The organism is Microbacterium sp. SW12 (genome assembly GCF_055391095.1).
The window spans coordinates 69859-88403 of sequence record NZ_AP024335.1 but is presented as its reverse complement, the minus strand read 5'-3'; the positions used below and the strand labels follow the sequence as shown (position 1 = coordinate 88403).

The following is an 18545-nucleotide window of genomic DNA, read 5'->3' as shown; positions in this document are numbered from 1 at the left end:
CCCCAGCCTCAAGAGGACCGAAGGCTCATATCGTCTAGACGACGAAGAGGGCGTGGACATCGCCCGCGACCGCACGGCCGTTCAATCCCTCGAGTTCCAGGAGCACCGTCGTGCCGATCACCTCGGTCCCGAGCGTCGTCATCAGTTCGCGCGCAGCGGCGATCGTGCCGCCGGTGGCCAGCACGTCGTCGACCAGCAGGATCCGAGTGCCCGGCGCGAGGTCGTCGTGAGCCTCGATGGCTGCTTCGCCGTACTCGAGGGCGTACGAGACGGATGCCGCGGGTCGGGGTAGCTTTCCGGCCTTCCGAATCGGCACGAGACCCACTCCCGCCTCGGCGGCGATGGCGCCCGCGAGCAGGAATCCACGGGCCTCGATCCCGCCGACGACATCGAACCCGTCAGCGAACGGCTCGATGAGCGCTCGGGTCACGGCGTGCAGGGCAGCCGCATCCGCCAGCAGCGGAGTGATGTCGCGAAACTGGATGCCGGGACTCGGGTAGTCGGGGATCGTCCGGATCAGGGACTCGGCGCGGTCAAGGGCGGCGGTGTCGGGCACGCGGCCAGACTACGGCGTGCGCGTGACGGCGGCATGTCGGACGAAGGCAGATCCCCCGGGCGGATTCGAGCGCACATCGTTATGCAAGCGCTTACATCGGTGCAGTATGGTGTGCTCTATGACTTCTGCAGAATCCGTCGCCACCCCCGCGCTCTCCCGCGAGGAAGCTCCCGGCGGCGAATGGTGGCGCACCGCCGTCATCTACCAGATCTACCCCCGCTCCTTCGCTGACCAGTCGGGCGATGGCATCGGCGACCTGCGCGGGGTGACGAGCCACCTCGGAGACCTCGCCGCCCTCGGCGTCGACGCCATCTGGCTGAGCCCCTTCCAGCGCTCGCCCCAGAAGGATGCTGGCTACGACGTCGCCGACTACTGCGACGTCGACCCGATCTTCGGCACCCTTGCCGACTTCGACGAGATGCTCGCGCAGGCGCACGCGCGCGGCATCAGGATCATCGTCGATCTCGTGCCCAACCACTCGTCCGACCAGCACGCGTGGTTCCAGGAGGCTGTCGCGTCTCCCGCCGGCAGCCCCGAGCGGGCGCGCTACATCTTCCGCGATGGCAAGGGCGAGAACGGCGAGCAGCCCCCGAACAACTGGGAGTCGGTGTTCGGTGGTGGCGCCTGGACGCGCCTGACCGAGCCCGACGGCACGCCCGGCCAGTGGTACCTGCACCTGTTCGACGCCTCGCAGCCGGACTTCGACTGGTCCAACCCCGAGGTGCGTGAGGAGTTCCGCCGCATCCTGCGCTTCTGGCTCGACCGCGGCGTCGACGGATTCCGCGTGGATGTCGCGCACGGGCTCGTGAAGAAGGAGGGTCTTCCCGACTACACCCCGCCGAAGGATGCCGGTTCGATGGGTGGCGGCGAGGCGGCTGTCCCGTACTGGGGTCAGGAGGGTGTGCATGAGATCTACCGCGACTGGCACGCACTGCTGGCCGAGTACGACGGCGATCGCGCCCTGTGTGCGGAGGCCTGGCTTCCCTCGATCGCACAGACCGCGCTCTGGGTTCGTCCCGATGAGATGCATCAGGCGTTCAACTTCGAGTACCTCGAAACGCCGTGGGATGCCGAGAAGCTGCGCCTCGTGATCGCCGACTCGCTCGCTGGCTACGGTGCCGTCGGGGCTCCGAGCACCTGGGTGCTCTCGAACCACGACGTGGTCCGCCACGCGTCGCGCCTTGCCCTGACCGCCGAGAACCCGCAGGGCGCGGGAATCGGGCCGAAGTCGCCGGGCAAGCCGGTTCCCGAGGTCGGACTGCGCCGCGCTCGCGCTGCGACGACCCTGATGCTCGCCCTCCCCGGATCGGCATACCTCTACCAGGGCGAGGAACTCGGTCTGCCCGAAGTCATCGACCTGCCCGACGAGGCACGGCAGGACCCGACGTGGTTCCGTACAAACGGTGAGCGCTACGGCCGGGACGGATGCCGCGTGCCGCTGCCCTGGACCTCGGAGGGACCCGCCTTCGGTTTCAACGAGACCGGGGAGGCCTGGCTGCCGCAGCCTGCCGAGTGGGCTGGCCTTGCCCGCGACGCCCAGCGCGACGATCCCGGCTCCACGCTCACCCTCTACAAGAACCTGCTCGCCGAGCGGCGGGCTCGGGGTCTTGGCGCGGGGACGCTCGAGTGGGTCGATGGTCTCGGCACGGATGTCGTGGCCTTCCGCAACGGCTCGATCACCGTGGTGGCAAACCTCGGCGACACACCCATCGAGCTTCCGTCAGGAACCGTCGTGGTCTCCAGCGGCCCGCTCACCGACAGGATGCTGCCGGTCGACCAGGCAGTGTGGCTCACCGGCGAGTAGGCCGCGAGCATCGTGATGGTCGGTATCGATGAGGTAGCCCGCGCGGCCGGGGTGTCCACGGCCACGGTGTCGCGGGCGCTCAGCGGCAAGCACAACGTGTCGGATTCGACACGGGAACGCGTGCAAGAGGCAGCGCAGCGCCTCGGATACGTCGTCTCCTCGTCGGCCTCGAGCCTGGCATCCGGTCGTACCCGCAACATCGGGGTCGTCATCCCGCACCTTGACCGCTGGTTCTTCAGCACGCTGCTCAGTGGCATCGCCGAACAGGTGACCCGGGCCGGATACGACATCACGCTGTACAACGTGACACCCGACCGGGAGCACCGCCGGCAGGTCTTCGAGACCTTCCTGCGCCGCCAACGCGTTGACGGCGTGATCGCCGTCGCGCTGGAACTCGGCGAGCACGAATCCAAGACGCTGCTTTCGCTCGGGATGCCGGTGATCGCGATCGGCGGACCCAACGAGTTGCTGCCAACGCTCTCCATCGATGACGTCGGGCTCGGGCGCCTCGCAACCGAGCATCTGCTCGCGATGGGCCACCTCGACATCGGCCACATCGGCGCCGACCCCGAGTTCGACATCGACTTCCACATCCCCTCCAGCCGACGGCACGGCTTCGAGCTGGCACTGCGAACGTCGGGTGTCGAGCCGAGGCCCGAACTGTTCGAGCCCGGCGACTTCACGATCGAAGGAGGCTTCCGCGCCGCGAAGCAACTCCTCGGCCGGCCCGGAGCCTCACCGACCGCGATCTTCGCGGCATCCGATGAGATGGCGATCGGGGCGATGCTGGCAGCCCGCGACCTGGGTTACCGCGTGCCGGAGGACCTGTCGATCGCAGGAATCGACGGCCACGAGCTGGGCCGATTCTTCGACCTGACCACGGTCGACCAGTTCCCCGCGGGGCAGGGCGCGCGCGCCGCCGCGACCATCCTCCACGAGCTCGAGCAGCCGGCGGGCAGTGTTCCCGACCGCGAAGAGCTGCCGTATGAGCTCGTCGTCCGCGGCAGCACCGCCCGCATCAGCGCGTAACCCCGGGACTTCCGAAGCTTGCGCGGCTGCCCGCGCAGGCGTAATCTCACCCGCCGTGACACCTGACGCGCCCGAATCGGGCGTACCCGAGACGCCGGTCGCCAAGCGCATCCTCCTGGGCCAGCCGCTGTCATCCGACGCGATGGACGAGCACCTCCTCCCGAAGAAGATGGCACTGCCGATCTTCGCCTCCGACGCGCTGTCGTCAGTGGCCTACGCGCCGCAGGAACTGCTGATGATCCTGCTGACCGGCGGCCTCGCGTTTCTCGCCTTCTCGCCGTGGATCGCCGCCGCCGTCGTGGTGCTGCTGAGCGTCGTCGTGCTCAGCTATCGGCAGCTCATCAAGGCGTACCCGTCAGGCGGCGGGGACTACGAGGTGGCCCGCACCAACCTCGGTGAGGTACCCGGTGTCGTCGTAGCGGCAGCCCTTCTGGTCGACTACGTCCTCACGGTCGCCGTTTCGGTGGCCTCCGGGGTCGACAACATCATCTCGGCGCTGCCTGGACTCGACCCGGCGCGCGTCGAGCTGGCCATCGGCTTCGTCGTCGTGATCGTGCTGATCAACCTGCGCGGCGTGCGCGAGGCATCCCTCGTCTTCGCGATCCCCACCTATGTCTTCATCGGCTCGGTGGTGTTCATGATCGGCACCGGGCTCGTGCGCACCGCGCTCGGGGACCCGCCGGTTGCGTCATCCGCTGAGTTCGCGGTGCAGGCCGAGAGCCTGTCACAGGCTGCCGTCATCCTGCTCGTTCTGCGCGCCTTCTCGAGCGGATGCTCCGCCCTGACCGGTGTCGAAGCGGTCTCCAACGGCGTCCCGGCGTTCCGCCGCCCCAAGGTGCGTAATGCCCAGACCACCCTCACGATGATGGGCGGCGTCGCGATCCTGATGTTCGCGGGCCTGACCGCGCTCGCCCTGGTGGCGGGAGTGCACTACGCGGAAGATCCCTGCACGCTCGTCGGATTCGACTGCGCGAATCAGCCGCAGCCGAGCCTCATGGCGCAGGTCGCTGCCGCAACGTTCGGCATGGGGTCGATCCCCTTCTATCTGATTCAGGCTGCTACCGCGCTCGTGCTGCTGTTGGCAGCCAACACCGCCTTCAACGGCTTCCCCCTTCTCGGGGCGGTCCTGGCCCGCGACGGATACGCACCGAAGGCGCTGAACACCCGCGGCGACCGCCTCGTGTTCTCCAACGGGATGCTGGTGCTCGGTCTCATCGCGATCGCCGTGCTGGTCATCTACCAGGCCAATCTCACGACGCTCATCCAGCTGTACATCATCGGGGTCTTCGTCTCGTTCTCGATCGGCCAGATCGGCATGGTGCGACACTGGCGCCGCATCATCCGGGCCACCACCCGCGTCGAAGCGCGGCGAGATCCGGCATCCGGCCTCGAGCGCCGTGGCGCGATCACGGGACTGATCATCAACACGACCGGAGCTACCTTCACCGCCGCCGTTCTCGTCATCGTGACCGTGACGAAGTTCACGCACGGGGCCTGGCTCGTCTTCCTGGCGATCCCGATCCTTGCCACCCTGATGCTCGGCGTGAACCGGTACTACCGCGACGTCGAGCACGAGATCCGGATGGATGACGAGATCCACTTCGGCTCGGACGGCGATGTTGCACTCGTCATGGTCAGCCGGCTGCAGAAGCCGGTAGCGAAGGCGCTCGACTATGCGATGGCCGCGCGCCACGACAAGACGATTGCGCTCCACGTTGCGACCGACCACGAGGATGCCGACGCCCTGCAGGAGGAGTGGAAGGCGCACGGAATCCCCATTCCCCTCGTGATCATCGACTCGCCCTACCGCACCTACGCGGGACCGATCGGCGAGTTCATCCGGCGCTATCGCGAGAAGAACGGGCCGGCCGTGATGACCGTGTATCTGCCGCAGTACATCGTCGGGCACTGGTGGGAGACACTGCTGCACAACCGCCGCTCCCGGCGGCTCGCCCAACAGCTCATGCTGATCCATGGCGTCACGATCACGCTCGTGCCGTGGTTGCTCGACTCGTCCGAGCTGATCTACGGTCGCCGGTCGCGCCCCTTGCCTGGCCAGGAGCGCGCAGGGCGTCCCTACGATCCGGTCGAGAACTTCGAGCACGCCGAGCACTCGAGCCTCGAGCGTCCGCAGGATTAGCGCGCGGCATCCATCGCCGGACCCGTCACCCCGGATCCGCCGACCCGATCCGCCGACACGTACGGCGCGTACGCTGGAGGGGTGACCGTTCCTGCCGTGACCCCGCTGGATCTCGCCGCCATTCGCGCCGATTTCCCCCTGCTCGCGCAGGAGGTGAACGGCCACCCGCTCGCCTACCTCGACTCTGCGGCGACGAGCCAGAAGCCCCAGCAGGTGATCGATGCCGAGATCGAGTTTCTGACCCACACGAACGCCGCGGTCCACCGCGGGGCCCACACCCTTGCCGCCGAGTCCACCGACGCCTTCGAGGATGCCCGCGAGGCGGTTGCAGCGTTCGTGGGCGCCGGCGAGGGTGAGCTCGTCTGGACATCCGGAGCCACCGCCGGCATCAATCTCATCGCATACGCCATCGGGAATGCGACGCTCGGTCGAGGCGGAGAGGCAGCGCGGCGCTTTGCCCTGCGCCCGGATGACGAGATCGTCGTCACAGAGTCCGAGCACCATGCGAACCTCATCCCGTGGCAGGAGCTCGCCGCCCGCACGGGTGCGCGGCTGCGCCATATCCCGGTGCTGGACGACGGCCGCCTTGACATGGGTGCCGCCGCCGAACTGATCGGCGACCGTACCCGGATCGTCGCGTTCCCGCACGTGTCGAACGTGCTCGGCATCATCAACCCCATCGACGACCTCATCGCTCTCGCGCGCGGTGTCAACGCGTTCACGGTGATGGATGCCTGCCAGTCGGTTCCGCACCTGAGCATCGACCTTCCGGCGACCGGCGTGGACTTCGCCGTGTTCAGCGGCCACAAGATGCTCGGCCCGTACGGCATCGGCGGGCTCTACGGCAGGCGGGAGCTGCTCAACGCCCTGCCGCCGTTCCTCACCGGCGGGTCGATGATCACGACAGTCACGCTGGATGAGGCCCAGTACCTGCCCTCGCCGCAGCGCTTCGAGGCCGGGACGCAGCCGGTCTCGCAGGCCGTCGGCCTCGCCACCGCCGCCCGCTACCTGCAGTCGCTCGGGATGGACGCGGTTCACGCGCACGAGGTCGAGCTCGAGCGGCGCATGCGCGACGGACTGCGCGAGATTCCCGGCATCCGTCTCCTCGGAGACACGGACGCCGCACCCCGCGTCGGGCTCGCCTCCTTCGCGGTCGACGGCGTCCACGCTCACGACGTGGGGCAGTTCCTCGACTCGCGGGGCGTGGCGGTGCGCGTGGGTCACCACTGCGCGCAGCCCCTGCACCGGCGGTTCGGTCTCACGGCCTCGGTGCGGGCCTCGGCATCCGTCTACACGACCCCCGATGAGGTCGACCGATTCCTGGACGCAACCCGTGGCGTCCGCGCGTTCTTCGGAGCATCCTGATGAGTCTTGAATCCCTGTACCAGGAGCTGATCCTGGACCACTCCAAGCGTCCGCACGGCTTCGGTCTTGCCGAGGCCGATGACCACACCGGCACGAGCTATCAGCGCAACCCGATCTGCGGCGACGAAGTGACGCTACGGGTGCGCGTCTCGGACGATGGTCAGACGATCCGCGATGTGACGTGGGAAGGCCAAGGCTGCTCGATCTCGCAGGCGTCGGCATCCATGCTCGTCGATCTCATCGACGGCGTCCCGCGCGAGAAGGCAGCTGAACTGATCGACGGTTTCCGCGAGGCGCTGCGCTCGCGCGGCACGATCGAGCTCGACGAGGACGTGTACGAGGATGCCGCAGCCCTCTCGGGCGTCTCGAAGTTCAGCGCCCGCGTCAAGTGCGCGATGCTCGCCTGGGTCGCCCTCGAAGAGAGCCTCGCCCAGACATCCTGAGGATTTCGCATCCGCCCTCAACGCCGAAGGGTCGCAACACGCCGTGCGCTGCACGGTGGCAGCGGCGTGTTGCGACCCCTCGCGTGAGACGGATGCCGCAAGCGGCGACTCAGGCCGGCAGGAGCTCCCGCTCCAGGCGGGCGTAGCTGGTCTCCATACCCTCGGTCATGCCCGTGGCCAGGACCATGTCGCGGGTGTCCTTGTCGGGGTACTCGATGAGGAGCGTGATGAGGGTCGCGCCATCCTCTTCGTAGAGGGACATGTCGTTGGTCGTCGACGGGAAGTCGGTGCCGGTCATGTGCTCGGTGGTCACCGCGCGCCTCGGGGCCTCACTCACGAGCGTCTCGCCATCGAAGCCGAACGCCTCACCCTCCACACCCTCGTCAGGCGTCCACTCGTAGCGGTAACGCCCGCCGACCGCCGGATCGATCTCGCACACCGTCATCCGCCAGCCATCAGGGCCCAGCAACCACTTCTTCATAAGCTCGGGCTCGGTGTGGGCCCGCCACACGAGATCCCGGGGTCCGTCGATCAGCCGCGTGATCCGCACGTGCGTATCGCTGAGGATCTCGGTCTGCGTGCCCTTGCCCTGCGCGTACTCCCGCAGGTCCTGCAGCACCGCGTCGAGTTGGTTGATCGCGAGCGTCGACCCTTCGACGGCACCGAACTCGACGACCTGCTCCAGGGCGTCGAGCGAGTCGAAGTAGGTGATGTTGGTGAGTCGCGAGCCCTCGGGCGTCGCCTCGAAGAGGAACTCGACGCGCATCGTGGGCATGCCTTCGAGCACGTCGCCGTCACCGTTGAGGAACGAGTCGAGCACCTCGAATCGGTGTGGCGAATCGATCGCGGTGAACTCCCAGCCGCCGCGCGACACCTCGCCCTGCGGGCTGGTCATCTGGTACTGCGCGCGGCCCCCGGGGGTGAGATCGAACGACGTGAAGGTCGCCGGCCACCCCGGAGGGCCCCAGAAGCGATCGAGCTGGGCAGGCTCGGTGAACGCCTGCCAGAGGCGCTCGACGGGCGCGGCGAAGTCGCCGACGAGTGTCATCGTGAGCGCGTCGGGGTCGGTGGTGACAGCGGTGACGGGCATCGTCAGTTCCCTTTCGTGGTGATGGATGCCGATGGGTCGGATGGCTCGGCGAGCAGGTCGTCGAGTCGGTCGATGCGCGCACGCCACAGGTCCTCATAGCGGGCGAGGAGCGCTTTCGCTCTGGCGATCATGATCGGATCGGCGCGAACGAGGCGCTCGCGTCCCTCCGCTCGCTTGATGATGAGGCCGGCCTCTTCGAGGACGGCGACGTGCTTCTGGACCGCCGCGAAGGACATGTCGTAGTCCTGCGCGAGCGCCGAGACCGAGTGCTCGGACTCGATAGTCCGGCGCAGGATGTCGCGCCGCGTCGCCGCGGCGAGCGCGTGAAACACGCGGTCAATCTCATCATCAGTGAGGTCCTTTTGTACAACCATTTGGTTGTACGTTAAGGCGCGCCAAGGCCGCCGTCAACCCCGAAGAGTTGTTGATTTCGCGCGTTTCCGCGGTGCGACCGTCGGGCGTCGCCGATAGGGTCATCCCGTGCCGACTCCCTGAGAATCGCTCCACTTCGTCCGCGGCGCGGCCGAAGCAGACGAACCAATGGGGTCGAAGGAGAAGTGGTGGGTCGAGCTGCCGATGTTCGGCGACCGACAGTGGTTACTCAAACTCGCGCGACTCGACGAGCTCGATGGGACTGTCAGCGGAGAAGATTGGGCCGAGTGGACTGTCCACCAATTGGCCGAGCAGCTCGGCGTCCCGAGCGCGACTATCCGCCCAGCAATCCTGGAAGGTCGGCGCGCAATCGTGTCCAGGTCAGTGCTTCGGGACAGTCTCGAGTACCTCGATCATGGCAACAGCGTGCTGTCAGCACGGTTCGCCGACTACGACTAGTCAATCCAGGGCGAGAACCAGGGCTACACGGTGGCGGCCGTCCAGCATGCGCTCGAGGAGGTTGGGCCGCCGGCCGACATCGACTGGCCAGGTGACTTCACTGCCTTTGACGTGTGGACCGGCTATCTGCTTATGGATGCTTGGGTCGCCGGACGCGACCGCCATCACGAAAACTGGGCGGTCATCCTCCGTGGGGGTGAGCGCCGTCTGGCACCTCCCTTCGACCATGGAAATGCGCTCGGCTCTCGAGGAAGACAACGAGGTGAACCCGAAGGCGGTTCTCGTCAATACCCTCGACGGCCAGAAGTTTGGCTACGTTCCGGACTGGCTCTGCCCAGATGTCCACGCTCGGATCAAGGACGGCTGGTCGATCACAGCGATCGCAGAGCGGGTCAACCCGGACGCGCCAGCACACGTTCGTGTGCTCTGCCGCCTCGACGCCTTCCGCGGCTAGCGATTGCCCGGAGCGGTTCTCGTGCGTCACAACTCGGTAAGCGTGACGGGACGGTCGACCCAACCGTCTTTGTAGGCTCTCGGGTCGGGAAAGTACCACGACAAACACCCCCCGATCGCACCTCGAAGGCTCGCCTGACGTGACATCCAGTGTCATCCCGCCGCGTTCCCGAAAGGATGTGCCCGCCGTCCACTCCGGGTGTGGCCACTCGGTCGTCGACAGCTCTACCCCGACGACCTAGCCTGACCACGCGGAGCCGCTCAGAGCGTGCGGGACCCTTCCGCGCGATCCCGGATCGGATCGAGAATCGCCTCCGCAGCCCAGGTCGCAGCGTCGGCGATGTCGCGACCACTCATCCCCAGCTGTCGGCGCATTGCCACCCAGGTCGCCGCCGAGTCGAGGTGACACAGTGCTGCGACAATCTGCTGTCGCTCGTTCTCCCCTAAAGAAGGGACCTCGTGCCGCAGGAGCGCACTGAACGCCTCGCGGTACGGGGCGGGCTCGGCACCGTTGACGCCGCGCATCGAGGTTTCGGCGACCACATAGGCCAACTCCGGGCGACGATCGTACGCTTCCATGGCCTCGCGAATCGCGATCGGGACATCGAAGATGGACTCGCACTGCGATCGAGAGAACGTCGTCCTCTCGATCCAAGCGGATGTCGCAAGCAGCAAGTCGACGCGGGTCGGGTAGTGACGGAACACCGTGCGCTCTCCGACTCCCGCCCGCAGCGCGATCACGCGAAAGGACACGTCATCCGTGCCCACTTCCTCGATCAGTTCGGCGTATGCCGCGAGGATCGCCGATTGGGTGGCAGACAGTTCGGCGTCCGCGTCGGTTGCGGCCACTACGCCGCCCTGCTCGCCTTCGTCTCACGTGGGAGCACTTGAGCCATCGCGGACTCGAAAGCCTCGAAGGTCTGGTCTCCGCTCATGTCGAAGCCCGTCCGCATCCGCGCCCAGAACTGCGCAGATGCGAAGTAGCGAGCGTTGGCGGCGATTCGTAGCGCGTCGCGTCGGTTCAGACCGGGCACCGACTCGTGCAACATGACCATGATCGCATCGGTCATCGGCGTAGCCTGCTCGTCGCCCATCGGGGAAAGTGAGGCACCCCGGGCCGCCACGAAAGCAAAGGCCGGCTCCGCGGCATACGCGGCAAAGCGACTCCGCACGGCTTCCCGGAACTGCGCGAACGTGTGGAACTCGGCGATCCGGAAGTGCTCCTCCTCGATCCAGCGACCCAGCGCATCCAGAAGGTTCGACCTCGTCGGGAAGCGGCGGTAGATGGTGCGCTCTGACACGCCGGATGCTTCGGCGAGATCGAGGTACGTGATGTCCTCGAATGTCCGATGTCGCAGCAGGGTCGCCGCGCAGGCGAGGATCGCACCAGAGGTGTCGATCGTCTCGTCAACGACCACTGTCGCGCTCTCCTCTCGTCGGCGGCGGCTCCGGCGGTAGGACGTATCGGTCCGAATCGTCGAGGGTGAGAGCCAGCGACGAGACGTATTGCACCTCGCCCCGAGGCCCCAACTCAGCCGACATCAGCATATCCGGCCGCTCAAAGGTGTACCCCGTGACGTGGCAACGAAGTCGCTCTCCGGAAGGATTCCCGTCCGCATCCAGAATCGGCGTCGGGATGCCGTCTGAGGACCGGCGCAGGTAGTACCGACCCCGCGTCGCGATCGCCATGAGCGGGGTCACGATGAGAGCTACCCCAATAGCAATCAGCACCGAGAATGGCTGCAGATTCGGGCCGAACGCCCCGGCAAAGGTCAGCAGCGACAGCAGGGAGGCGAGGCTCACAGATACGAGGCCGACCGGGTTCCAGTCGTGCAGCATGCCCCGCCGGAACTCGGGGTAACGCGGCGAGATCTTCAGGATCAGCTTGTTGATGACGATGTCGGCCGAGATCGTCACGAGCCAGGCCATCACAACGTTGGCGTACAGGCTCAGGACGAACGAGATGAGGCTGAAGACATCCATGAGCATGAGGGCAAGCGCGATGATGAGGTTGAACAGCACGAACACCGTGCGCCCGGGATATCGCTTGCGCACCCGGGTGTACACGTTCGACCAGGCCAGCGACCCCGAGTACGCGTTGGTGACGTTGATCTTGATCTGGGCGATCACGATCAACAGCAGCACCAGCGCGAGGGCGAGCCAGTCGGGCACGAGCGATTCGTACATCCCCAAGAACTGAGCGACCGGCTCGACTGCTCGGTCGCCGATCATCGGATCGACCTTGGTGACCAGATAGACCGCCAGGAACAGTCCGATGAGCTGCTTGGTCCCGCTGAAGACCACCCACCCCGGCCCGCTGAAGACAAAAGACACCCACCACGAGCGCGAGTTTCGCGCGGTGCGCGGCGGCATGACCCGGATGTAGTCGATCTGCTCGGCAAGCTGCGGGGTCAGCGCGAAGCACACCGCAGCGCTGGCAACGATCGCGCTGAAACTGACCTCGCCGTCCGAGAGTCCCGTGAACTCGACGAACTCGACGACCGACTCCGGTTGGGTACCGACGATCCAGATCAGGGGAAGCAGCGCCAGCGCCAGCCACAGCGGCGTCGTCCAGAATTGCAGTCTCTCCAGCGCCCGCATCCCGTAGATCACGATCGGGATCACGACCACTGTCGAGATGACATACCCCAGCGGCAGCGGAATCCCCACCGCCACAGCGAGTCCCTGCGCCATGATCGCGCCTTCGAGCGCGAAGAAGATGCAGGTGAATCCTGCGAACACGACGGTGGTGATGATCGACCCGTAGTAGCCGAAGCCGGAGCCGCGGGCGACCAGGTCGAGGTCGAGGTTGTACCGCGCCGCGTAATAGGCGACGGGAAATCCCACCGCGAAGATGATCACGGATGCCAGCAGGATGCCGAGCATCGCGTTTGCCGTCCCGTGCTCCAGCCCGATACTGGCGCCGATAGAGAAGTCGGCGAGAAAGGCAATCGACCCTAGCGCCGTACCGCCGACGGACAGGGCGCTCCACCGGCGGAAGGAGCGCGGAACGTAGCGGAAGGCATAGTCCTCAAGACTGTCTTCTGCAGCCGCTCGCGCGTCGCCCGCACGGTTCAGGGTCCGCATGCCCAGCGCACCCACTCTCACCTCCGCGATGTCGTCTGCTTCGGATTGTGCCGAGAGTGTGTTTCACCGGCGTTGCCGCGAGGAATCGATCTGAATCAGATCGCCATCGCGGCGCGTACATCGTCGATCGCCGACGCCCCACCCTCACCGCTCATCGTGATTCGACCCGATTGCAGCACGTAGTACGTGCTTGTCGATCGCAGTGCGAAGCCGACATGCTGCTCGACCAGCAGGACCGAGAGATCGCCGCGACGCGTGAGGTCGATGATGACCCGTTCGATATCAGCGACGATGTTCGGCTGGATACCCTCGGTGGGTTCATCGAGTACCAAGAGTCGCGGCTTGGTCAGCAGGGTACGAGCGATCGCCAGTTGCTGGCGCTGACCGCCCGACAGGAGGCCGGCCCTTCGCCCCAAGAGTTGCTTAAGGACCGGGAAGAGGTCGAACACTTCGTCGATATCGGAGCTGCGCTTTGCCACCAGCTGGAGGTTTTCCAGCGTGGTCATTTGCGGGAAGGACTGCTGCCCTTGCGGCACGTAGCCAAGACCGCGCTGCACCCGCTTCGAGGGCGGCATCTTGGTGACATCCTCACCGTCGATGCGTACCTGTCCACTCATCACCGGAATCAGGCCTGTAGCGACGCGCAGGAGGGTGGTCTTGCCCGCACCGTTATGACCCATCACCGAGACGGCGGAGCCGGTCGGAATCTGGATGGTGACGTCATGGAGCACCTTGGTGCGCCCATAACCTGCTGTGACGCCGGTGATCTCGAGCATCAGTGGCCCCCCTCGCCTTCCACGGCGGCGTCGGCGGCCGTCCCCAGATAGACCTCCTGGACCCGCCGGTCCGCCTGCACCTGTTCAACAGTCCCGGCAGCCAGGAGCTTGCCCGAGTGCATCACGGTGACCCACTCGGCGTAGTTGCGCACGAAGTCCATATCGTGCTCGATGACGATGATCGTGCGCTGATCGCCGATGCGCTGGAGCAGTTGCCCGGTCTCGTCCCGTTCGTCGGCATTCATGCCGGCCACGGGCTCGTCCAGGAACATGACCTTCGCGTCTTGGACGAGGAGCATGCCGATCTCAAGCCACTGCTTCTGCCCGTGCGCGAGGATGCCGGCAGGCTTGTCGCGAAGCCCGGACAGGCCGATCGTCTCTAGCGCGGACTCCACGTACTCGGGCACTCCGCGCCGAGCAAGAGGAAGTCCCCAGGCCCGGCGATGCAGACCGCCCGCGATGTCGAGGTTCTGGAGCACCGAGAGCTCGTCGAACACTGTCGCGGTCTGGAAAGTTCGCCCCACGCCGGCACGCACGATCTTGTTCGCCTTCATCGAGACAAGATCCATCCCGTTGTAGGTGGCAGTCCCGGTCGCGGGAACCAGACCGGTCAAGGCGTCCACGAGGGTCGTCTTGCCTGCTCCGTTCGGTCCGATGAGAAAGTGGACCTGTCCCTTGAGCATGAGCAGATCGACATCGTCGACTGCCTTGAACCCGTCGAAGCTGACCGTGAGGTGGGACACGGTCACGGAGGTTTCGGCATCGGGGACGAGGACTCCCGCGTCGGATGCTGCGGGCGCCGTGCTCGCGTCCTCACTCATGCTTTCGCCTCGCCTTCGATCGGCAACGGCGCGGGTGCGGAGGTGCGGTCACGCGCCAACAGGTCTTTGACCCGCCCCACCAGGGAGGCCAGGCCGTTGGGGAGGAAGAGGGTCACGACGACGAAGAGCAGACCGAGCAGGTATACCCATCCGTCGGGCCAACTCGAGGCGAGGCTGGATTGACCCCATCCGATGGCCATGGCACCCAGCACCGGGCCGAACAGGGAGGCCCGACCGCCGAGGGCAACGCCGGCGATCATGAGGATCGACGCGGAGGCCCCGATCTCTTGCGGCGTGATGATCCCGACCAGGGGAACGAACATGGCGCCGCCGACGCTGGCCATGACCGCGGCGATGACGAAGGCGGCGAGCTTGACGTTGGCCGGGTCATAACCCAGGAACCGAACGCGCTCCTCAGCGTCGCGGGTCGCCAGCAGCAGCTCGCCGAAGCGGCTGCGGTAGAGCTGCCACACCACGACCATACAGACGACGAGAAGACTCGCGGTGATGAGGTAGACCATCACCTGATTGGCGGGATCCTGCAGGTCGTATCCGAAGAACGAGGTGAAGCCGCTGAGGCCTGTGTCACCTCCGGTTTCGCGGATCGTCGAGCTGATCCAGATGGCGAGCGCGACGGCGAGCGCCTGGGTGAGGATGGCGAAGTAGGCACCTTTGACGCGACGCTTGAACAGCGCAAAACCAAGGATGCCGGCCACGATGATCGGCAGCACGAGGATCGCGAGCAGGGTGAACCACGGACTGCGGAAGGGCTCCCAGAAGGCGGGGAGCGGGGCTAGCGGGTCGTAGAGGATCATGAACCCGGGCAGGGCGTCCGGGCCGGCGGTTTCCAATGTCATGTGCATGGCCATGGCGTAGGCACCGAGGCCGAAGAACACGCCTTGCCCCATGACGAGCATCCCGCCGCGTCCCCACGCCAGTCCGATCCCGACGGCGACGATCGCCCAGGCGCAGTACTTGCCGAGGTTGTTGACCCAGTGCATCGTCAGGATCGACGGCGCCACCGCGAGGAGGATGACGGCGAAGATGCCGATGCCGATGAGCGAGTACCAGGGCTTGAGCTTGGTCAGGATGGTCATGCCAACCCCCTCGTGCGGACGGTGAACAGACCCTGCGGGCGGATCTGCAGGAAGACGACGACGAGCACGAAGGCGAGCACCTGAGCAAGGCTCCCGCTGGTCAGGTCGGCGAAGAAGGCCATCGCAATGCCGATCGCGAAGGCGGCGATCACGGTGCCCTTGATCTGCCCGATACCCCCAGCCACGACGACGAGGAAGGCGGGAATGATGTACTGGGTCCCCATCTGGGAGTTGGTTCCCCCGATGAGGGAGGCTGCGACACCCGCGACTCCAGCCAGTCCCGAGCCCACGAAGAACGTGATGCGGTCCACGGTCCGGGTGCGCACCCCGACGGTCTCGGCCAGGTCGCGGTTTTGCACCGTGGCGCGAATCCGGCGCCCGAACGAGGAGTACTTGAGCCAGGCGGCGAGGATCGCCACGCACGCCGCGGCAAGTCCGATGGTGAACACCTGGCGCAGTGGCCAGGCGTAGCCGAAGACGTTGATCTGGCCCTGGAGCCAGCCGGGGTTCTCCACCGGCACTCCCTGGGCGGGGAAGATCTGCAGGGCAGCCTGTTGCAGGATGAGTGCCACACCGACGGTGACCAGCAGTGTGTCAAGCGGGCGACGGTACATCCACTGGAGAATTCCGGCTTCCAGCAGAAGGCCCAAGAGCCCGGCGACGACGAAGGCGACGGGCAACGCGACAGGGATAGAGATGTTGCTGTCGGGGATGACGAGCTGAACGAGGAATGTCGTGAAGGCGCCGACCATGATGAACTCGCCGTGCGCCATGTTGATCACCCCCATCTGGCCGAAGGTCAGGGTGAGGCCGAGTGCTGTCAAGAGCAGCAAGGCGCCCAGCGCGGTGCCGTTGAGCAGCGGCGGAATCAGTGCATCCATTCGAGTTCACTCCCTTCTGTTCTCGCGCGTGTTCATGGAAGAGCCGGTGCTGCGGGGCCCCGGACAGGCCGGGACCCCGCAGTGCCTTGTGTGTGTCAGCCCGCGGCTGCCACGAGGGCGTTGCGCACGTCCTCGGGGAACCAGGAGTACTGCTCGAGGTACGGGTCGGGCTCGATGAACCCGTCCGATGCCCAGACGATGTCGAACTGGTTGTCGGCGTTGATGCGTCCGATGTGGCCCGGCTTGGAGATGTGGTGGTTCTCCCCGTTGAGGGTCACGACACCCTCGGGAGCGTCCACCGTGATCTCGTTGTCCAGGGCAGCCTGGTTGATCGCGTCGACGTCGAAGGAGCCAGCGGCTTCAACGAGGGCCTTGTAGAGGTAGAGCGAGATGTACGCGGCCTCCATGGGGTCCGAGGTCACGCCGCTGCTGCCCGGGTAGGCCTGCCAGGCCTCGATGAACGCCGGGTTGTTCGGGGTGTCGAGGGACTGGAAGTAGTTCCACGAGGCGTAGTTGCCGGTGACCTCGTGACCCATCGCGGGAGCTTCTTCTTCAGCGATCGAGACCGAGATGATCGGTGTCTCTTCGGGAGTGAGGCCCGCGTCGTAGTACGCCTTGATGAACCCGACGTTGGAGGAACCGTTGATCGTGTTGAAGATGTAGTCGGGGTCAGCCTCGACGATCTTGGCAACCTGGGTCGTCCAGTCGTCACGATCCAGCGGCACGTACTCTTCGCCGACGATCTCGATGCCGAGCTCCTCTGCGTAGAGCTTGATGATCGCGTTCGCGGTGCGGGGGAAGACGTAGTCCGATCCCGCCAGGAACAGGGTCTTCACTCCCTGCGATGCCAGGTAGTCCATGGCGGGAATGATCTGCTGGTTGGTCGTGGCACCGGTGTAGTAGATGTTCGGTGAGGACTCGAGGCCTTCGTACTGGACCGGGTAGAAGAAGAGGCCGTTGTACTCCTCGACGACAGGCTTGACAGCCTTACGCGACGAGGAGGTCCAGCCGCCGAAGATCGCGGCGACGCAGTCCTGCGTGAGCAGCTTCTCGGTCTTCTCGGCGAAGGTGGGCCAGTCGGTGGCGCCGTCTTCCTGGATGTATTCGATCTGCTTGCCCAGGATGCCGCCGTCGGCGTTGATCTCATCAGCCGCCATGTGCAGCACGTTCGAGACCGTGGTCTCGGAGATCGCCATGCCTCCGGTCAGCGAGTTGAGGAATCCGAGCTTGACGGTGTCGCCCGAGGTGTCGACGCAGCTCTCCGCGGCCGCAGGGGCTTCGCTCGAGGCTGCGTCGTCGGTGCGGGCGCCGCATCCGGCGAGGACGAGGGCTGCGGCTGAGGCCATGGCGCCTGCCGCAAGCAGCGTCCGTAGACGCCTGCCAGTGGTGATCATGCTGTGCTCCGTTTCAGGTTGCGTGTGCGAGAGCGCAAGCCGCACCGTCCGCACGGATGGCGCGACGAATACCGCTTGCGTGGCGTTCCGCGTCGGATGCGCCGTTCGCCCGGTCAGAGGATCTGTGGTGCGGGGTGGGACCCCTCGCCGAGGTCTGAGCGAAGAGGTCCCGAATCGCCGGTGGCAGAACACCGCCGACTGCTGCAGGTGAGTTCACCATGGACCCGTGGCATTACATTGCCATTACTCGAATGTGTCGACCATGTAAAACTGCCAGAGCCGTGATCCGCCTAGTGCCTTGAAATTACAGGGTTTTTCGCTGGTTCTCACCACGTCATGACGATGACAATGATGAGTGACTGACGCAAAAATGACAGACTTCTGTCACTGCTCGGGACACTGTCCGACAAGCATCCTGACAGTGATCCGACTCGCCGGCTCCTCAGGAGCCACGCCGAAGGGAGCGCCCCGTGCATCTGTCACCTGCGGATACCGAGAAGCTGCTGCTCGCCGTGGCGGGCATGGTGGCCAGAGATCGCCAGGCACGCGGCGTGAAGCTCAACCACCCGGAGGCCGTAGCCCTCCTGTCGACGTGGGTGATCGAGCGCGCCAGAGAAGGTGTCGGGGTAGCGGAACTCATGGCGGCGGGGCGCACCGTGCTCACCCGCGATGACGTCATGGAGGGCGTGGCCGACATGCTCGTCGACGTCCAGGTCGAAGCCACCTTCCCCGACGGACGCAAGCTCGTCACCGTTCACCATCCGATCGACTGAGAGGA

At 66.0% G+C, this 18545-nt stretch carries 19 protein-coding genes; 8 read left to right on the top strand and 11 right to left on the bottom strand.

Translation table 11 applies throughout. The annotated features are described in order from the left end of the window. Positions 1–34: 34 nt before the first annotated feature. The gene (locus MICSW_RS00440; protein ID WP_228179289.1) at positions 35–556 is read right to left on the bottom strand and encodes an adenine phosphoribosyltransferase; all 522 of its coding nucleotides are present in this window, start codon (positions 554–556) and stop codon (positions 35–37) included. Between the two features lie 118 nt (positions 557–674). Between MICSW_RS00440 and MICSW_RS00435 the strand changes: the two genes are divergently transcribed. From MICSW_RS00435 to sufU, 5 genes are all read left to right on the top strand, one after another. Further along, positions 675–2360 carry a glycoside hydrolase family 13 protein gene (locus MICSW_RS00435; protein ID WP_292735249.1) on the top strand — a complete coding sequence of 562 codons (1686 nt, stop codon included), beginning with the start codon at positions 675–677 and terminating at the stop codon, positions 2358–2360. A gap of 15 nt (positions 2361–2375) precedes the next feature. Continuing rightward, positions 2376–3389 carry a LacI family DNA-binding transcriptional regulator gene (locus tag MICSW_RS00430; RefSeq protein WP_292735252.1) on the top strand — a complete coding sequence of 338 codons (1014 nt, stop codon included), beginning with the start codon at positions 2376–2378 and terminating at the stop codon, positions 3387–3389. Positions 3390–3432: 43 nt separating this feature from the next. Next, positions 3433–5529 (top strand): APC family permease, encoded by a 2097-nt coding sequence (locus tag MICSW_RS00425; protein ID WP_464498445.1) that lies wholly within the window; start codon positions 3433–3435, stop codon positions 5527–5529. Positions 5530–5610: 81 nt separating this feature from the next. Beyond that, entirely contained in the window at positions 5611–6894 is a 1284-nt protein-coding gene (locus tag MICSW_RS00420) for an aminotransferase class V-fold PLP-dependent enzyme (RefSeq protein WP_464496448.1), read from the top strand. Next, the gene (sufU, locus tag MICSW_RS00415) at positions 6891–7337 is read left to right on the top strand and encodes a Fe-S cluster assembly sulfur transfer protein SufU (protein ID WP_228179322.1); all 447 of its coding nucleotides are present in this window, start codon (positions 6891–6893) and stop codon (positions 7335–7337) included. The genes MICSW_RS00420 and sufU overlap by 4 nt, the downstream gene beginning before the upstream one ends. A gap of 109 nt (positions 7338–7446) precedes the next feature. On the opposite strand, the gene MICSW_RS00410 is transcribed toward sufU, so the two are convergent. Together MICSW_RS00410 and MICSW_RS00405 are read right to left on the bottom strand one after the other, a co-directional pair. Then, positions 7447–8427, bottom strand: a complete 981-nt coding sequence (locus tag MICSW_RS00410; RefSeq protein ID WP_464496447.1) for an SRPBCC family protein — start codon at positions 8425–8427, stop codon at positions 7447–7449. 2 nt (positions 8428–8429) lie between these two features. Continuing rightward, a complete protein-coding gene (locus MICSW_RS00405) occupies positions 8430–8801 on the bottom strand; it encodes an ArsR/SmtB family transcription factor (protein WP_228179294.1) in 372 nt (123 codons plus the stop codon). A 166-nt stretch (positions 8802–8967) separates the two neighbouring features. On the opposite strand from MICSW_RS00405, the gene MICSW_RS00400 reads away from it, so the two are divergent. Together MICSW_RS00400 and MICSW_RS00395 are read left to right on the top strand one after the other, a co-directional pair. After that, entirely contained in the window at positions 8968–9258 is a 291-nt protein-coding gene (locus MICSW_RS00400; RefSeq protein WP_292729685.1) for a hypothetical protein, read from the top strand. Between the two features lie 196 nt (positions 9259–9454). After that, entirely contained in the window at positions 9455–9712 is a 258-nt protein-coding gene (locus MICSW_RS00395; RefSeq protein ID WP_292735267.1) for a hypothetical protein, read from the top strand. A gap of 260 nt (positions 9713–9972) precedes the next feature. Here MICSW_RS00395 and MICSW_RS00390 read toward each other — a convergent pair whose 3' ends face one another. From MICSW_RS00390 to urtA, 8 genes are all read right to left on the bottom strand, one after another. Then, positions 9973–10560: a helix-turn-helix domain-containing protein gene (locus MICSW_RS00390; RefSeq protein WP_292729679.1), complete on the bottom strand. Its 588-nt coding sequence runs from the start codon at positions 10558–10560 to the stop codon at positions 9973–9975. Continuing rightward, entirely contained in the window at positions 10560–11129 is a 570-nt protein-coding gene (locus tag MICSW_RS00385) for a TetR/AcrR family transcriptional regulator (RefSeq protein WP_292729677.1), read from the bottom strand. Before MICSW_RS00385 ends, MICSW_RS00390 begins: the two co-directional genes overlap by 1 nt. Then, on the bottom strand, positions 11119–12798 hold the full coding sequence (locus MICSW_RS00380; RefSeq protein ID WP_292729675.1) for a purine-cytosine permease family protein: 1680 nt from the start codon (positions 12796–12798) through the stop codon (positions 11119–11121). Before MICSW_RS00380 ends, MICSW_RS00385 begins: the two co-directional genes overlap by 11 nt. Positions 12799–12893: 95 nt before the next feature. Next, on the bottom strand, positions 12894–13574 hold the full coding sequence (gene urtE / locus MICSW_RS00375; RefSeq protein ID WP_292735269.1) for an urea ABC transporter ATP-binding subunit UrtE: 681 nt from the start codon (positions 13572–13574) through the stop codon (positions 12894–12896). After that, the gene (gene urtD, locus MICSW_RS00370) at positions 13574–14395 is read right to left on the bottom strand and encodes an urea ABC transporter ATP-binding protein UrtD (RefSeq protein WP_292729672.1); all 822 of its coding nucleotides are present in this window, start codon (positions 14393–14395) and stop codon (positions 13574–13576) included. The genes urtE and urtD overlap by 1 nt, the downstream gene beginning before the upstream one ends. Then, positions 14392–15492 (bottom strand): urea ABC transporter permease subunit UrtC, encoded by a 1101-nt coding sequence (gene urtC, locus MICSW_RS00365; RefSeq protein ID WP_292729669.1) that lies wholly within the window; start codon positions 15490–15492, stop codon positions 14392–14394. Before urtC ends, urtD begins: the two co-directional genes overlap by 4 nt. Next, positions 15489–16373, bottom strand: a complete 885-nt coding sequence (gene urtB, locus MICSW_RS00360; RefSeq protein WP_292729664.1) for an urea ABC transporter permease subunit UrtB — start codon at positions 16371–16373, stop codon at positions 15489–15491. Before urtB ends, urtC begins: the two co-directional genes overlap by 4 nt. Before the next feature lie 95 nt (positions 16374–16468). Continuing rightward, a complete protein-coding gene (gene urtA / locus MICSW_RS00355) occupies positions 16469–17767 on the bottom strand; it encodes an urea ABC transporter substrate-binding protein (protein ID WP_292729661.1) in 1299 nt (432 codons plus the stop codon). A 470-nt stretch (positions 17768–18237) separates the two neighbouring features. On the opposite strand from urtA, the gene MICSW_RS00350 reads away from it, so the two are divergent. After that, positions 18238–18540, top strand: coding sequence for an urease subunit gamma (locus MICSW_RS00350; protein ID WP_292729658.1), 303 nt, complete (start codon positions 18238–18240; stop codon positions 18538–18540). Positions 18541–18545: the final 5 nt, after the last annotated feature.

Excerpts from the sequence above, each read along its gene's own strand:
- MICSW_RS00435 (WP_292735249.1), top strand. The coding sequence starts at position 675 with ATGACTTCTGCAGAATCCGTCGCCACCCCCGCGCTCTCCCGCGAGGAA.
- MICSW_RS00430 (WP_292735252.1), top strand. The coding sequence starts at position 2,376 with ATGGTCGGTATCGATGAGGTAGCCCGCGCGGCCGGGGTGTCCACGGCC.
- MICSW_RS00410 (WP_464496447.1), bottom strand. The coding sequence starts at position 8,427 with ATGCCCGTCACCGCTGTCACCACCGACCCCGACGCGCTCACGATGACA.
- MICSW_RS00405 (WP_228179294.1), bottom strand. The coding sequence starts at position 8,801 with ATGGTTGTACAAAAGGACCTCACTGATGATGAGATTGACCGCGTGTTT.
- MICSW_RS00400 (WP_292729685.1), top strand. The coding sequence starts at position 8,968 with ATGGGGTCGAAGGAGAAGTGGTGGGTCGAGCTGCCGATGTTCGGCGAC.
- MICSW_RS00380 (WP_292729675.1), bottom strand. The coding sequence starts at position 12,798 with ATGCGGACCCTGAACCGTGCGGGCGACGCGCGAGCGGCTGCAGAAGAC.
- urtE (WP_292735269.1), bottom strand. The coding sequence starts at position 13,574 with ATGCTCGAGATCACCGGCGTCACAGCAGGTTATGGGCGCACCAAGGTG.
- urtD (WP_292729672.1), bottom strand. The coding sequence starts at position 14,395 with ATGAGTGAGGACGCGAGCACGGCGCCCGCAGCATCCGACGCGGGAGTC.
- urtC (WP_292729669.1), bottom strand. The coding sequence starts at position 15,492 with ATGACCATCCTGACCAAGCTCAAGCCCTGGTACTCGCTCATCGGCATC.
- urtB (WP_292729664.1), bottom strand. The coding sequence starts at position 16,373 with ATGGATGCACTGATTCCGCCGCTGCTCAACGGCACCGCGCTGGGCGCC.
- urtA (WP_292729661.1), bottom strand. The coding sequence starts at position 17,767 with ATGATCACCACTGGCAGGCGTCTACGGACGCTGCTTGCGGCAGGCGCC.